This is a genomic window from Candidatus Pelagibacter sp. IMCC9063 (genome assembly GCF_000195085.1).
Classification (GTDB): domain Bacteria; phylum Pseudomonadota; class Alphaproteobacteria; order Pelagibacterales; family Pelagibacteraceae; genus IMCC9063.
In genome coordinates this window covers 843,528-856,742 of the sequence record NC_015380.1, presented here as the reverse complement: position 1 = coordinate 856,742, position 13,215 = coordinate 843,528, and the positions used below count along the sequence as shown (strand labels likewise).

At 32.7% G+C, this 13,215-nt stretch carries 18 protein-coding genes; 7 read left to right on the top strand and 11 right to left on the bottom strand.

Features of this window, described 5'->3' with window-relative positions:
* Position 1: 1 nt before the first annotated feature.
* The 3 genes from SAR11G3_RS04520 to SAR11G3_RS04510 form a co-directional block, all read right to left on the bottom strand.
* Positions 2 to 1,189: an alginate lyase family protein gene (locus SAR11G3_RS04520; protein WP_013695607.1), complete on the bottom strand. Its 1,188-nt coding sequence runs from the start codon at positions 1,187 to 1,189 to the stop codon at positions 2 to 4.
* Between the two features lie 201 nt (positions 1,190 to 1,390).
* On the bottom strand, positions 1,391 to 1,603 hold the full coding sequence (locus SAR11G3_RS04515) for a hypothetical protein (protein ID WP_013695606.1): 213 nt from the start codon (positions 1,601 to 1,603) through the stop codon (positions 1,391 to 1,393).
* A gap of 106 nt (positions 1,604 to 1,709) precedes the next feature.
* Positions 1,710 to 2,132, bottom strand: a complete 423-nt coding sequence (locus SAR11G3_RS04510; protein ID WP_013695605.1) for an HD domain-containing protein — start codon at positions 2,130 to 2,132, stop codon at positions 1,710 to 1,712.
* A 551-nt stretch (positions 2,133 to 2,683) separates the two neighbouring features.
* Here SAR11G3_RS04510 and SAR11G3_RS04505 point away from each other — a divergent pair.
* Positions 2,684 to 2,890 (top strand): hypothetical protein, encoded by a 207-nt coding sequence (locus SAR11G3_RS04505; protein WP_013695604.1) that lies wholly within the window; start codon positions 2,684 to 2,686, stop codon positions 2,888 to 2,890.
* A 47-nt stretch (positions 2,891 to 2,937) separates the two neighbouring features.
* On the opposite strand, the gene SAR11G3_RS04500 is transcribed toward SAR11G3_RS04505, so the two are convergent.
* From SAR11G3_RS04500 to SAR11G3_RS04495, 3 genes are read right to left on the bottom strand one after another with little or no spacing between them, the layout of a single operon-like run.
* Entirely contained in the window at positions 2,938 to 3,372 is a 435-nt protein-coding gene (locus SAR11G3_RS04500) for a hypothetical protein (protein ID WP_013695603.1), read from the bottom strand.
* 2 nt (positions 3,373 to 3,374) lie between these two features.
* Positions 3,375 to 3,509 carry a hypothetical protein gene (locus SAR11G3_RS07710; protein ID WP_013695602.1) on the bottom strand — a complete coding sequence of 45 codons (135 nt, stop codon included), beginning with the start codon at positions 3,507 to 3,509 and terminating at the stop codon, positions 3,375 to 3,377.
* Positions 3,510 to 3,515: 6 nt separating this feature from the next.
* Entirely contained in the window at positions 3,516 to 4,922 is a 1,407-nt protein-coding gene (locus tag SAR11G3_RS04495; protein WP_013695601.1) for an ATP-dependent DNA helicase, read from the bottom strand.
* Positions 4,923 to 5,325: 403 nt separating this feature from the next.
* On the opposite strand from SAR11G3_RS04495, the gene SAR11G3_RS04490 reads away from it, so the two are divergent.
* Together SAR11G3_RS04490 and SAR11G3_RS07185 are read left to right on the top strand one after the other, a co-directional pair.
* Positions 5,326 to 5,940: a CBS domain-containing protein gene (locus SAR11G3_RS04490; protein WP_013695600.1), complete on the top strand. Its 615-nt coding sequence runs from the start codon at positions 5,326 to 5,328 to the stop codon at positions 5,938 to 5,940.
* Between the two features lie 18 nt (positions 5,941 to 5,958).
* On the top strand, positions 5,959 to 6,414 hold the full coding sequence (locus SAR11G3_RS07185) for a DUF805 domain-containing protein (RefSeq protein ID WP_081456290.1): 456 nt from the start codon (positions 5,959 to 5,961) through the stop codon (positions 6,412 to 6,414).
* A gap of 86 nt (positions 6,415 to 6,500) precedes the next feature.
* Here the strand turns inward: SAR11G3_RS07185 and SAR11G3_RS04480 are convergent, their stop codons facing one another.
* Positions 6,501 to 7,274: a thiazole synthase gene (locus tag SAR11G3_RS04480; protein ID WP_013695598.1), complete on the bottom strand. Its 774-nt coding sequence runs from the start codon at positions 7,272 to 7,274 to the stop codon at positions 6,501 to 6,503.
* Complete coding sequence (gene thiS / locus SAR11G3_RS04475; RefSeq protein WP_013695597.1) at positions 7,275 to 7,475, bottom strand: sulfur carrier protein ThiS; 201 nt, start codon at positions 7,473 to 7,475, stop codon at positions 7,275 to 7,277.
* A 30-nt stretch (positions 7,476 to 7,505) separates the two neighbouring features.
* On the opposite strand from thiS, the gene aroQ reads away from it, so the two are divergent.
* The 3 genes from aroQ to accC are packed head-to-tail and all read left to right on the top strand — an operon-like array spanning position 7,506 to position 9,720.
* Positions 7,506 to 7,955, top strand: coding sequence for a type II 3-dehydroquinate dehydratase (gene aroQ, locus SAR11G3_RS04470; protein ID WP_013695596.1), 450 nt, complete (start codon positions 7,506 to 7,508; stop codon positions 7,953 to 7,955).
* Positions 7,942 to 8,373, top strand: coding sequence for an acetyl-CoA carboxylase biotin carboxyl carrier protein (accB, locus tag SAR11G3_RS04465; RefSeq protein WP_013695595.1), 432 nt, complete (start codon positions 7,942 to 7,944; stop codon positions 8,371 to 8,373). The genes aroQ and accB overlap by 14 nt, the downstream gene beginning before the upstream one ends.
* Before the next feature lie 3 nt (positions 8,374 to 8,376).
* On the top strand, positions 8,377 to 9,720 hold the full coding sequence (accC, locus tag SAR11G3_RS04460) for an acetyl-CoA carboxylase biotin carboxylase subunit (protein ID WP_013695594.1): 1,344 nt from the start codon (positions 8,377 to 8,379) through the stop codon (positions 9,718 to 9,720).
* Here accC and SAR11G3_RS04455 read toward each other — a convergent pair.
* On the bottom strand, positions 9,717 to 10,112 hold the full coding sequence (locus tag SAR11G3_RS04455) for a DUF2155 domain-containing protein (protein WP_013695593.1): 396 nt from the start codon (positions 10,110 to 10,112) through the stop codon (positions 9,717 to 9,719). The two genes, accC and SAR11G3_RS04455, sit on opposite strands and share 4 nt — an antisense overlap.
* On the bottom strand, positions 10,094 to 10,465 hold the full coding sequence (locus SAR11G3_RS04450) for an NADH-ubiquinone oxidoreductase subunit NDUFA12 family protein (protein ID WP_013695592.1): 372 nt from the start codon (positions 10,463 to 10,465) through the stop codon (positions 10,094 to 10,096). The genes SAR11G3_RS04455 and SAR11G3_RS04450 overlap by 19 nt, the downstream gene beginning before the upstream one ends.
* A gap of 92 nt (positions 10,466 to 10,557) precedes the next feature.
* Here SAR11G3_RS04450 and SAR11G3_RS04445 point away from each other — a divergent pair, with 92 nt between their 5' ends.
* Positions 10,558 to 11,403, top strand: a complete 846-nt coding sequence (locus SAR11G3_RS04445; RefSeq protein WP_013695591.1) for a TSCPD domain-containing protein — start codon at positions 10,558 to 10,560, stop codon at positions 11,401 to 11,403.
* Here the strand turns inward: SAR11G3_RS04445 and aspS are convergent.
* Positions 11,396 to 13,177 (bottom strand): aspartate--tRNA ligase, encoded by a 1,782-nt coding sequence (gene aspS / locus SAR11G3_RS04440; protein ID WP_041862365.1) that lies wholly within the window; start codon positions 13,175 to 13,177, stop codon positions 11,396 to 11,398. The genes SAR11G3_RS04445 and aspS overlap by 8 nt on opposite strands.
* Positions 13,178 to 13,215: the final 38 nt, after the last annotated feature.

The window sequence follows — 13,215 nt, the reverse complement described above, 5'->3', positions numbered from 1 at the left end:
TTCATTGATTTGCTAATGCGTTGTATACACAGCCCATCCCAATTCCAGTAACCTCATCACCTTTAAGAGATTGTGAACGATTTGACATATGACTATTTAAAAACCTTGAAGTTCTATGTTCTGGGTATCTATACTGCATAATATGAAACCATGAACCATTAAATGAAATGCTATCTAAGTTAAGAGTAAATTTTTGAACTCTATTGCTAGCTTGCGAATTATGCCGTTTCTTTGCCCAAGGCTCAATTTTTGAATTATCTAAAAATGAGTCGTGGAATAACTCCACAGCTTTAATTAATTTTTTTTCAAAATTTTTAGGTAATTTCACTTTAGCAGCGTTAGCAATTTCTAGTATCATGAATGCCTCGCCTAGACCTGTATGATGGTACCATAATGCTCTATCTCCACGAGTAGTTCTATCCCTAATGCTTCCATCCTCTAAAATCCATTTATCAGCACCTTTTACCAGTTTCTTCACTAAACTTTTATATTTTTTATTACTATTATGTCTTAATGCTATATTTGGAAAATACCAACCAGCAGAATTTCCCCAATAAAATTTATTAGCTCGCTTTATTCTTTTGTAAAAAGGTTTAAACCACGCATTAATATCTTTATGTCTAGAATCGTTAATCTTGTAATCAGCAAAATTAAGATTGTAGATATAATTTAATCCCATAATTATTTCCAAAGTAACTGTTGCGTCTTTAATCGGCGCTAAATCTTGTCCCTCAGGATCACTCCATTCTCCTTCGCATTCTTCCAATATAGAATTTTTAGCTGAATTCCTGTAACATTGTTTTGTTTTAGTAAGAGCCTTATTTTTTGCCCATATATAAAGTTTATTAAAAAGAATTTCTTTTATTTCATCATTTTCATTTACCATCACAAAATTAATAGCATGCGAGTATGCTCTAAAAACATCTCTAGCATAAATACCTTCTACATTTTTATCATTATCCATTCTTGAATTGTAACCATAAATTCTTGGAGGGAGATCTTTGTTAATTATGTTATTTTTTGGTTTGTAATTTTTAAAGCCACAAAATTTAATTTTATGCTCTTTAGACAATTGACTGAATTGATCATAAACATCATCTGGTATAAAAGGAGATTTGCTTAATTGTTCTGCAGTTACATTTCCATTCAACAACAAACTCAAAACTAACGCCAATAAAATACTTCTCATCCCTAAATTCTATCCCAGAATTATGAGTATTGGAATACTGTGAATGCAAAGATTATTTTTTCTGTAGACTAAAGTTCCTTCCATAAGTACCATTACTTCTGTGAGTCCGTGCAAAACGACTTATATGCTAAGGATAAATCGTCTGGGCTCACGCTCTTATACTTCTCATGATTACGATTTATATCTGGATTATTTTTCACGCTAAAAAACTACTAAACTTACAACTCCTATAGTGAAAAAACCAATCGGAACTGAAATATAAAATACCATCATGACTATATTACGAGGAATAAATCCTACAGGTTTGATTTTTGTTAAGTACTCTTTTCTTGCAAAATAAATTGAAGCAAGGGTTAGTAGAAAATAAGTTATAGGTGCAATCCATTCTAACGAAGAACAATCGTTACTACTCATACAATATGCTAACCAACTACCTCTCATAATTTATCCCTAATATTGTACGGTCTCAAGAACCACGTTTCAAGTTTGATTTAAAAGGAAAAGTTGTGGATAGATGGAATTATAAGGCTTTTAAATACTTTAAAGCTTTTTTGTACTTTTCTATTCGGGTGAGATCCTTTTCGGTTAAGGTACCTAGTCTACTTAAATCTAGGTTGTCTTCGATATCTGCCATTTTTACTTTGGTAGCAATCTTATTGGTAGCAGCTCTCTTGATGAATTCTTGATAGTCTTCTTCTTCTGAATATTTGGTTACACAACGTAAGCTTTCAATCACAGAATCTTCAAAACCTTCTTCCTTTAACCGTTCAAAGGTCCAATCTGAATCTTCTACTACATCATGAAGGATCGCTACTATTTTTTCCTGATCATTACTCATGGCATGCATGACTCTTATGGGATGGTTAATGTAATCATGGCCCCCTCTGTCCTTTACTCCCTTATGAGCTTCTTGGGCAATTTCGATAGCTCTTTCTAAGTTCATTGTAACAACCAGACTACTACTTAAATAAAAAAAGTTAGTATTTTAAGAAAATGAGTTTTGTAAAAAAAATTTCTAAAATTATACGCCTTTCAATCACTACATTAAAGAAATCTAAAGCATTGAAAACAAAGACAAAAATATTAAATTTTTACAATTAAAAAAAAACCCTTGGTATGTAATGCTTAAGAAATCCTATTAATTTTATTTTAACCAACTAAGCAAATAACTACTTGGTTTTGCTACGATATAATTTGTTTTGGTTTTTAATTCGTCAATTTGACTTATTCTTTAAATGCGCAGAGGGTAATTGTTGGAGGAGGACTATATATGTCACCGCCTGAAACTTGAAGGTTTAAGTAAATTAAACTTTTATTAAGTAGACTAAAAAAGAATTCATTTTTCTAAATGAATTCGACCGAAAGGTCATTTTAAAGGGGGCTCTTCTGGTAATTATTACCGAAGAGTCGTTCCCGATTAAGCTCCGTGACAATTGTGAGCGACTTTAATCTTATCATCTATGGTATTTAAAAAAAATTAACTGAAAGGAAAACATGAAAAAATTTTTAATTGTATCAATCTTAGTTCTTTTTACAGGCTCAGCATACGCTGGTTCGTGTCCAATGATGGCTAAAAACTTGGATACTAAAATTGAAGAAGCGCAAAAAATGCGTGACGCAGGTATGAAAGCTCACGATGCTGGAGAGCATGCAAAATCTGAAGAATTGTTAAATAAGGCTTTGGAGATGTTTAAAAGCTAGTAAATAATATTATAGGGGCGCTTAACAACAAAGTGCCCCTCTACTTGTTAGTTTTTTTTATTTTCTAAATGAAATACTTGTTCAGCAGTTTTATAAATAGCTTTTAAATAAATATCTTTGATATTTTGTATTTCCTTTGTGGAAAAAGACTTAGAATTATGCGGAATGAAAGAACGCATCATAGCACAAGACTTATTATCTTCCGTGGCAATCACCTTATGATCTGCTTTGATATATAAGCCTCGTGTATCTTCAATAAATAAACCCACATCTGATTGTCTAGGTTCTGGAAAATAAAAGATCAAACAATTAAAGAAACTACCTCGTTTACCTTTTTCATAAAAATCGTAATACGTTTCTACCGACTTTTCTAAAAACACATTAGATGCTTCTTTCAGCTCAATATTAAAGGTTCGGTCCTGCTCTAAGCTTTGGATGAGCTGCTTAGCATAATCCGTGTGAGAAATGTCTAAATTAGTCATGCTTATTTGCTAATGCTTTGCTTTAAGTTTTTTAGAGAAGTGTCGCTGAATTTAGTTTTGTATAAATAGCTTCCTCCAAAACCTATCACAAACATCACCACTCCAATGACTATCTTTATGAATATTTTGTCTTTCATTTTACTTTAAGAATCTTGGTTGTAGTCTTCATCATAAGGTAGACTTGATGCGTATTCTGATGGTTCATTTTTTTTAGTAACTTGTTCTTTATTTTTAGCTTCAAAGTCTTGACCTAAAAAATCAAAAACCTTTTCATCAAAGATAAGATCTTTATAAGCAATTTTTCTTATCAGATAAATACCTTCCATGGATTTGGCTCTAGATAATGCAACATAGGTTTGTCCATGAGCAAAAGCACCTCTATCTAAATCGATGGCTACTTTTTCAAAAGTCTGCCCTTGGGACTTATGGATAGTAGAAGCCCAAGCTAATTTTAAAGGATACTGGGAAAAGGTTGCTACTACTTTGCGGTTAATCGTATCCTCAGCAACAGTGAATTGAATTTTATCCCATCTACTTTTTCCTAATACAAAAATTTCATCCTTAATTTTAATACTAATGGAATTGGGCTTTAATTCATGAATGATTGCAAGGGTTCCATTCGACCATCGTCTAGGCTCATTGCCAACATCGTTTTGAGTTAACATAACCTGTGCTCCTACTTTTAACTTTAATGTTTCTGGTGATGGACAGTCTTTTTCTTTAAAATCTCCCTTGATAGATCCTGCATATTCAAAATGCTTAGAATCTAATTCTGCTAATTTCGAATTATTAATTTTATCTACTTTGGCATTCGTGGTGGAAAGTAGAATAACGCCATTCGGTACTTTAAAACCAGGTCCTTGATATCTTTGATTAATGTCTGCTAAATCTTGATCGTTGACTTTGGCTATTCTGAATTTATTTAATAAATCAATAAATGATTTATCGGATTGTCTAAATATTTTAGTTAATTCATTAATTTGAAAATTAGATTGATAAAAAACCTGTGAGTTGAAAAAATAACTTCCATCAGGGTAAATGCTTCTCATCACATCCCCTTCTAAATTTTGATTAACGATGGGTGAAAGCTGTAACAAATCTCCAAACATCACTACTTGAACGCCACCAAACACTTTTTGGTTTCCTCTATTCTTTCGCAATGATTCATCAATCGCATCTAGAATATCCGCTCGCATCATAGAGCACTCATCAATCAGCAACACTTCCATTTTTTTCAACAAAGCTTTATCTTTTAAGAATCTGACATCTTCTTTTCTAATAAAAGTAGGTGGTAATTTAAAAAGCTTATGGATCGTCATGCCTTTTGCTTTAATTGCAGTCAAACCCGTAGGAGCTACAATGGCATGAGGTCTTTTCGTGTTCTGTCTAAAATATTCAAGCAAAGTAGATTTTCCACATCCTGCTTTTCCGGTAATAAATAAATTAGATTTGGTGTTTTCAATCGTATTAAAGATGCTTTTGAACTCTTCGGTTAATACAAAGGAGCTGGGCAATTCTGTTCCGGTATCTAGTTCTATTTTATCAGCCATTTTTATTTTTTTTCTTAAATATGAAAAACACAACTATCAGAATTGTCTGAAGAATAGTAAAGATAACAAAACTAGTAAGGTAGAATGTGGAAAGCTTTTAAACATCTTAAGATTTTTAGCATTGTTCATTTTGGTCTAGATCTTTCTTAATCAAGACAACTTAATCTAACTTCATAATCTGAATAAATGAGGGTATTGGGGCCACTAAGCCGGTAAGTCTTCATTTTTTTTAACTTATAACCTAATTTTCGGTAGTTACGGATAGTTTCAGCAGCTTTTCTCCGATATTTGACATTTTTCCACCAAGAAGTATTTCCGGTTTCAATGACAAATTTACTTTTCATGGTCTAAAATAAACATTACATTTGTCTTAGAATTATACAAATATAAATTAAAATATTTTATGAAAATATTAGATCTTAGGAAATTAAAAGATAATAAAGAAAATTTTTATTTCCAGCCGGACACACCTATTAGCGAAATTGCTACAGCATTAAAAGAGCGAAGTATTGGTGCAGTACCTATTGTTGATAATGCAAACAAGCTAGTGGGAATTGTCTCGGAGAGAGATATAGTAACTAAACTGGTGGTAGAGGCAAAGGATGCTGATTTAACTACCGCTAAGGAAATCATGACAAGTGAAATCATTGCCGCTAAATTAAATGACAGCATTGATTCAATTATTGCAATAATGAAAAATAAAAATATTCGTCATATGCCTGTGGTAAATGAAGATAATATTTTGACCGATTTCTTTTCCATACGAGATTTTTTAAGAGCAGAAATAGAAATGAGCACTGACATCAAACAAAAACACAAAAATATTGTGCGTTATCAAATTACTGTGTCTGCATTGTTAATAACACTAACGGTATTGGGTGCTTTTTTTGATTTCTTTGATAAGAAAAACTTAGTTATAATTTTTTCATCAGTTTTTTTAGTTATAGGTATTTCCGCTGTCATGACGATACGTAATAACAAAAATTACAATCCTGAAAATTACGACTCTAAACTTTAATAGAACAAGTCCTTAAATATGAAATTTTTTAATTCGATAAAAAATACCTACGTGAAATATGCAACCTTTTCAGGCAGAGCAACTAGATCTGAATTCTGGTTCTTTGTACTATTTTATTACACAATTATTTTTCTCTTAACTTTTTCTATGTTCTATTTCCAAATGAGCAACGTGTTGATGTGGATCATGTATGCCTTTTCCTTAGGAAGTTTACTTCCCTATCTTGGAGTAGCTATCAGAAGACTTCACGATTCTAACAAAAGTGCCTGGTATGTCTTACTACCTATTGTTCCTAGTATCGTGTCTCGAATAGAGGGTTTCGAGTGGTTTGGAATTATATCTTTAGTGATTAGTATTTTATTATTTTCATTACCCAGCGATCTTAAAAAAAATAAGTATGGGCCTGTGATTGTTTTTAAAAAGAAACGTGTAAAAAAAAAACCAAGGCTAAAAATAAAAGCAAAAATCAAATAAAAAAATTAGCCAAATAAAAATAAATATATATTGGCTCAAATTAATAAACTAATATAAAAAAAAACTAAGAAGAGAAAAAGATAGTTTTAGTTAATTTTCCCTTTTACTGGAGAAGATGGTGAGGCAATATTAATTTTGTCCATTCTGCCTGATAAATAGGATTGTCTTCCAGCAATTACAGCATTCTTCATGGAGGTTGCCATCAGGATAGGATTTTGAGCTTTGGCTATTGCAGAGTTTACTAACACTCCATCACAACCTAGTTCCATAGCAATTGCAGCATCAGATGCAGTACCAATTCCTGCATCGACAATAACTGGGACCTTGGATTGTTTTTTAATAATTTCTATATTTAATTTATTAGGAATTCCTTGTCCGGATCCAATTAAAGAACCTAAAGGCATAATGGCTGCCACACCAATTTCTTCTAACTGTTTGCATGCAATAGGATCATCCGAGCAATAGACCATAACTTCAAAACCTTCTTTCACTAATATTTCAGCTGCCACTAAAGTTTCTCTCATGTTGGGGTATAATGTTTTTTCATCTCCTAAAACCTCTAGTTTTACCAAATTCCAGCCTCCACTTTCTTTGGCTAATCTTAAAGTTCTCAAAGCATCTTCAGAATTAAAACATCCTGCAGTATTAGGAAGGTATGTAATTTTTTTAGGATCAATAAAATCCATTAACAAAGGTTCTTTCGTGTCGGTGATATTAACTCTTCTTACCGCAACTGTCACAATATCAGCACCCGACGCTTTCACTGCATCTGCAGTTTCTTGTAAATCTTTATATTTTCCCGTTCCTACAATTAAGCGAGAATTAAAAGTTCGTTCACCAATTTTAAAAATATCTGACATTTACCCTCCTCCTATAAAGGTTACTATTTCAACAACATCTTTATGAGCTAATTTGGTAACAGAGTATTTGTCTTTGGGAACGACGCTTTTGTTCAGTTCAACTGCAACTTTGGTCTTATCAATAGAAAGCTTGCTCAAGAAATCATCAATATTGCATTCTTTGTCTAATGGATATGCATTTCCATTTAATTGTATTTCCATAGTTTTTATTATAATTAATCTTCAAGCTATATGACCTTAAAAATACAAATTATCAACGGTCCAAATCTAAATTTATTAGGCAAAAGAGAGCCTGATATTTATGGACATTTGACTTTAGACGAAATTAAAAAAGAAGTGGATAGCCACTGTCAGCCAAAAAAAATAACTGCAGATTTTTATCAATCTAATATTGAGGGAGAATTAGTTGGAAAAATTCAAGAAATATCAGAAAGCGCGGATGGTTTAATTATTAACGCCGCTGCGTTTACTCATACTTCGGTTGCTATATTGGATGCCTTAAATACGCTGAACATTCCTAAAATTGAGGTTCATATTTCCAATGTGTTTGCTAGAGAAGAATTTCGCCACAAATCAATGATTAGTAAATCGGTGAATGGAATTATTTGCGGATTTGGATTGAATAGTTATATTTTAGCCGTTGATGCGATAGAAAGAATTATTAAAGATGAAAATAAATAAAGATTTAATTAAAACCCTATCTGGGTACTTGGAAGAATTTAAACTAACGAGTCTTAGTTATAAAGATGGAGACATTTCTATTAAAGTTGGAAAAGAAACAAAAGCAACTGCCGCAGCCTCTGCACCATTAGCGGCTGCTCCTACAGCTACCGTTGCAGCCAACGAACCGGTAGAAGATCCATCTCTTCACTTAATCAAAAGTCCTATGGTCGGAACTGCTTACCTTGCAGCAGAACCTGGTGCAAAACCATTTGTTACAGTAGGAACTAAAGTTAAAAAAGGAACTACTATTTTAATTATTGAAGCCATGAAAACCATGAACCACATTCAAGCAACCTCAGATGGTGAGTTAAAAGAAGTATGTGTCAAAGATGGTGAAGCAATAGAATTCGACCAAATTCTAGCAAAAATAAAATAACTCATGATTAAAAAAATTTTAATCGCCAATCGTGGTGAGATAGCAGTTAGAATTATTCGTGCATGTAAAGAATTAGGAATTAAGTCCGTTGCCGTCCATTCCAATGTCGATAGTGAATCCATGCATGTCCAAATGGCGGATGAAAGTATTTGCGTAGGGCCTCATAAAGCACAAGACAGCTATCTAAACGTACAAGCTCTTATCTCTGCTTTTGAATTGTCTGGTGCTGATGCCATTCACCCTGGTTATGGATTTTTATCAGAAAATTATAATTTTGTTAAAATTTTAGAAGATCATAAGATTAAATTTATTGGACCCAGCTCTGCATTAATTAATAAGATGGGTGATAAAATCCAAGCTAAAAAAATCGCTAAAGAATTAGGATTACCAGTCATTAAAGGTTCTGAAAAAGGAGTTTCCGAAATTAATGAGGCTAAAGAAATTGCTAATAAGATTGGATACCCGGTTCTGATCAAAGCTGCTGGTGGTGGTGGTGGAAAAGGAATGAAAATTGTAGAAAAAGATTCTGAATTATTGGAAAATTTACAAATTGCTAAAAATGAAGCCAAAAAGTTTTTTAATAATGATGAGGTGTTTATTGAAAAATATTTCAAAAACCCAAGACACATTGAAGTTCAAATACTTTCAGATGGAAAAGATAATACGGTACATCTTGGAGAAAGGGACTGTACTATTCAAAGAAGACACCAAAAAGTAATCGAAGAGTCCCCTAGTCCTGTCATTACAGCCAAACAGAGGGAAGATTTGTTAAATACCTGTGTCCAAAGTATTTCCCAACTTGGATATGAAGGTGCAGGTACTTTGGAGTTTATTTATGAAGATGGAGAGTTCTTTTTCTTAGAAATGAATACTAGATTACAAGTAGAGCATCCTGTTACCGAAGCGGTAACTGGCATAGATATTGTTAAAAGACAGATAGAAATTGCCTCCACCGGAAAACTAAGTTTAAGACAAGAAGATATTATATTTTCAGGTCATGCCATCGAATGCAGGATTAATGCAGAGGATTATCAAAAAAACTTTCAACCTAGTGCGGGTACGGTTACCACCTACCATCAACCTTCTGGTCTGGGAACAAGAGTAGATGGATGCATTTTCCAAGGTGGAAAAGTTCAACCCTATTACGATAGCTTAATTGCAAAATTAATTTGCCACGGAAATAACCGAGAAGAATCGATAGCTATTTCTAAAAGAGCTTTAGATGAATTTGTGATAGCTGGAATAGAAAGTACCATTGGCCTTCATAAAAAAATCTTACAGCATGATGATTTTGTGAACTCTAAATTTGATACGAACTGGTTAGCGAAATCAGATATTCTTAATTAAACACAACTCTCAATCCAAATATCATAATTAACATGTTCCATGGGATTGATCGATGGAAATCCAGAAAACATCCATCCATTATAAATATATACTTGGTCTTTATTTTTTTTATTAGGATCTTGGATTTGCACAAAAGCAGAAGTTTTTAAAGAACCATCACTATTATCCAAGACGCATCTTTTAACTAACACCTCTAAAGAATAAAACTTATATTTTTTATTGATTTGAATGGTATGGGTATTTTTTTTGGAAGTAATTTTATCCAGAATAACAATGTTCGCTGTATTGGCATTACTATCTAATATTTTTACATCTTTTAGACCCTGACCAAGCGCATAGATAGGAGATAGAAAAATAAAAAGAAAGAAATAGGCTAAGATTCTGGTTGCCATTTTTTATAAGAATCTTTTTTTTCTTTTTTGGATTTAGATGGGCTATAGGCTAATTTTGAGCCAGTGTAATTACGGTGATGTTCTTTCATCCAATCATGATTCTCGAATTTAATTTTATCAGGAGTGGATAGTGAAGTTTTGTGAATCCACAAATGCCACTCGGGAGGTATTCTAGACGAATCAATATCGCCATTATAAATAACCCATCGTTTAGAATCATCTTTGTTTCTGTGATATCTATTTCCAAACTGATCTACTCCGACTAACTTTCCAGAAAAAAGTGTAAACAAAAATGTTCCGACTGTTTGGGTATTCCACCAAGTGAAAATTGATTTTAAAAAATTTATTAACATATACAAGCTTAAGTTGTTTTAATTTAAATAGACTTACCACACAATCTAAAATACAAACATTGTAAATTCAAATTGATTCTAATTTATAAAATATGAGCAAATACTTAGCAGAAAGTTTCTACACTTGTTTATTTAAAATTACCCACCAGCTAGAGGAAGTAACCAACCAAAGCTTAAAAGATCTAGAGAACAGAAAAGATGGGAAGTTTGACTTAATTGACATCAAATTTAATAAGAGAAAAACCAAAGCTTTAAGCGATATTAAAAAGGGACTATCTTCAGACACTTCTACCCCTGCTGAAAAACAAGAGATCATCAAAGATTTAATACATTCAGCAGCTCAATCAGAACCTGCACCAGTTAAAGGGGTTGCAGCTGTAAAAGATAGTAAGTTTTTCAATGGTAGAAAGAAAATGCCTGACCGAAGAAAAGGCTATATTCAAAAATCTGAAATCGGTGGTCATAAAGTTTATTTACACATTGGAGAGTATGACGACGGTAAAGTCGGAGAGATTTTTATTGATACTAATAAAGAGGGTGAATTGGTGAAATCACTAATGAACAACTTCGCGATAGCTATATCTTTGGGCTTGCAATACGGAGTTCCTCTAGAAGAATACGTAGATGCATTCATCGATACTAAATTTGAACCTTCTGGAAAAATTGCTGGAAACGATAGAATATTAAGTGCGACTTCTATTTTAGATTATATCTTTAGAGAGTTAGCAATATCTTATCTAAACAGAGAAGATTTAGCACATACACCCTCTATCAAAAAAACAGATATGGGCACGGAAGAAGAAAATGCAGAACAGGATAAGTTTTTAGATGTCTTAAAAAATATTACTAGTAAAGGCTTTGTAAGAAATCAATATAAAGAAAAACTAGTAGATCTTAGTAACGTTAGACTTAATATTAAAAGTAAAAACGCTATTTAATCTTTTTTAGATTCAACTCTTTCAATTGCTGATCAGTTACGTCACTAGGAGCATTCATCATTAAGTCTTGAGCTCCTTGGTTCATAGGGAACATGGTTACTTCTCTAATATTTTTCTCATCTGCAAGTAGCATAACAATTCTATCTAATCCCGGTGCAATCCCTCCATGGGGTGGAGCACCATACGATAAAGCGTTAATCATACCGCTAAATTTATCATCTACTTGGTCTTTTGAATATCCAGCAATACCAAACAGTTTGTACATCAGTTCTGGTTTGTGATTTCGAATTGCGCCTGAGGATAGCTCGATACCATTACAAACAATGTCATATTGATACGCTTTAATATTTAAAGGATTATTAAAATCAATATTTTCCATCTTTCCTTGTGGCATGGAAAAAGGATTGTGACTGAAATCAATTTTATTAGTAGCAGGATCTTGTTCAAACATCGGATAATCCACAATCCAACAAAAGGCAAAAGTATTTTCATCTATTAGTTTTAACTCATTGGCAATTTTATCTCTTGCGATTGCTGATAATTTTTCTACCTCTGATTTTTTTCCACAGGCAAAAAAGATACTGTCTCCCACTTCTGCTTCACAAAGTTTCATCAATTCTTTAATAGCTGTTTCAGAAAACAATTTTCCGATAGGTCCTTTACCAGAAAGAACATTGTTATTATTTTCAATAGTAAGATAAGCCAAACCTGATGCGCCCTGTTCTTTAGCCCACTTATCAATTCCATCAAAAAAACTTCTTGGTTGTTCGGATGTTTTAGTCGTTTTGATAGCTCTGACTAAAGAGCCTTGTTTGATTAACTTTTTAAAGATTTCAAATTTAACTTCCTCACTAAGAAATAGATCGGTAGTGTCATAAATCATTAATGGATTTCTAAGATCTGGCTTATCGGTCCCGTACTTTAACAATGCATCGTCATAGCTAATTCTAGGAAACACTTTGGAAATAACTTTTTTCTTAGAAAATTGCGAAAACACGTCGTTCATGAGTTTTTCTAAAATAGTAAAGATATCTTCCTGCTCCACAAAAGACATTTCAATATCTAATTGGTAAAATTCGCCTGGACTCCTATCCGCTCTAGCATCCTCATCTCTAAAACAGGGAGCTATTTGAAAATATTTATCAAATCCCGCTACCATGATTAATTGCTTAAATTGTTGTGGTGCTTGCGGTAAGGCGTAAAATTTTCCTGGGTTTAATCTGCTAGGAACTAAAAAATCTCTCGCTCCTTCTGGACTGGAAGCTGTTAAAATAGGTGTTTGGAATTCTAAAAATCCAAGCTGACTCATTTTATCTCTAATGAAAGAGATCACTTTAGATCTAAGGATAATATTTTGATGTATTTTTTTTCTTCTAAGATCCAAGAAACGATATTTTAATCTTATATCTTCTGAATATTCTTGATCACTAAACACGGGCATTGGAAGTTCACCACAAGATCCTAGTACTTCCATAGAATCAACTACCACTTCCATCTCTCCAGTATCCAGCTCTGCATTGATCGCATCTGCTGCTCGTTTAATACAAGAGCCAGTGATCTTAATAACGGTTTCTAATTTTAATTTTTCTATTTCTTCAAAATGAGAGCTGTCCTTTTGAACTACACATTGAGTCATGCCGTAATTATCTCTTAGGTCTATAAATACTAGATTTCCATGATCTCGTTTTTTATGAATCCAGCCTGATAAAGTAACCTTTTCGTCACTATTCGACGCTCTTACTTCATTACAATTGTGTGTTCTATAAATATTCACTATGTATCTCCAAAAAATAAATACATTTAATAATTAAA

What these genes read in the sequence shown, in the direction of transcription:
- SAR11G3_RS04520 (WP_013695607.1), bottom strand. Translation starts at nt 1,189, where the DNA reads ATGAGAAGTATTTTATTGGCGTTAGTTTTGAGTTTGTTGTTGAATGGA.
- SAR11G3_RS04515 (WP_013695606.1), bottom strand. Translation starts at nt 1,603, where the DNA reads ATGAGTAGTAACGATTGTTCTTCGTTAGAATGGATTGCACCTATAACT.
- SAR11G3_RS04510 (WP_013695605.1), bottom strand. Translation starts at nt 2,132, where the DNA reads ATGAACTTAGAAAGAGCTATCGAAATTGCCCAAGAAGCTCATAAGGGA.
- SAR11G3_RS04505 (WP_013695604.1), top strand. Translation starts at nt 2,684, where the DNA reads ATGAAAAAATTTTTAATTGTATCAATCTTAGTTCTTTTTACAGGCTCA.
- SAR11G3_RS04500 (WP_013695603.1), bottom strand. Translation starts at nt 3,372, where the DNA reads ATGACTAATTTAGACATTTCTCACACGGATTATGCTAAGCAGCTCATC.
- SAR11G3_RS07710 (WP_013695602.1), bottom strand. Translation starts at nt 3,509, where the DNA reads ATGAAAGACAAAATATTCATAAAGATAGTCATTGGAGTGGTGATGTTT.
- SAR11G3_RS04495 (WP_013695601.1), bottom strand. Translation starts at nt 4,922, where the DNA reads ATGGCTGATAAAATAGAACTAGATACCGGAACAGAATTGCCCAGCTCC.
- SAR11G3_RS04490 (WP_013695600.1), top strand. Translation starts at nt 5,326, where the DNA reads ATGAAAATATTAGATCTTAGGAAATTAAAAGATAATAAAGAAAATTTT.
- SAR11G3_RS07185 (WP_081456290.1), top strand. Translation starts at nt 5,959, where the DNA reads ATGAAATTTTTTAATTCGATAAAAAATACCTACGTGAAATATGCAACC.
- SAR11G3_RS04480 (WP_013695598.1), bottom strand. Translation starts at nt 7,274, where the DNA reads ATGTCAGATATTTTTAAAATTGGTGAACGAACTTTTAATTCTCGCTTA.
- thiS (WP_013695597.1), bottom strand. Translation starts at nt 7,475, where the DNA reads ATGGAAATACAATTAAATGGAAATGCATATCCATTAGACAAAGAATGC.
- aroQ (WP_013695596.1), top strand. Translation starts at nt 7,506, where the DNA reads ATGACCTTAAAAATACAAATTATCAACGGTCCAAATCTAAATTTATTA.
- accB (WP_013695595.1), top strand. Translation starts at nt 7,942, where the DNA reads ATGAAAATAAATAAAGATTTAATTAAAACCCTATCTGGGTACTTGGAA.
- accC (WP_013695594.1), top strand. Translation starts at nt 8,377, where the DNA reads ATGATTAAAAAAATTTTAATCGCCAATCGTGGTGAGATAGCAGTTAGA.
- SAR11G3_RS04455 (WP_013695593.1), bottom strand. Translation starts at nt 10,112, where the DNA reads ATGGCAACCAGAATCTTAGCCTATTTCTTTCTTTTTATTTTTCTATCT.
- SAR11G3_RS04450 (WP_013695592.1), bottom strand. Translation starts at nt 10,465, where the DNA reads ATGTTAATAAATTTTTTAAAATCAATTTTCACTTGGTGGAATACCCAA.
- SAR11G3_RS04445 (WP_013695591.1), top strand. Translation starts at nt 10,558, where the DNA reads ATGAGCAAATACTTAGCAGAAAGTTTCTACACTTGTTTATTTAAAATT.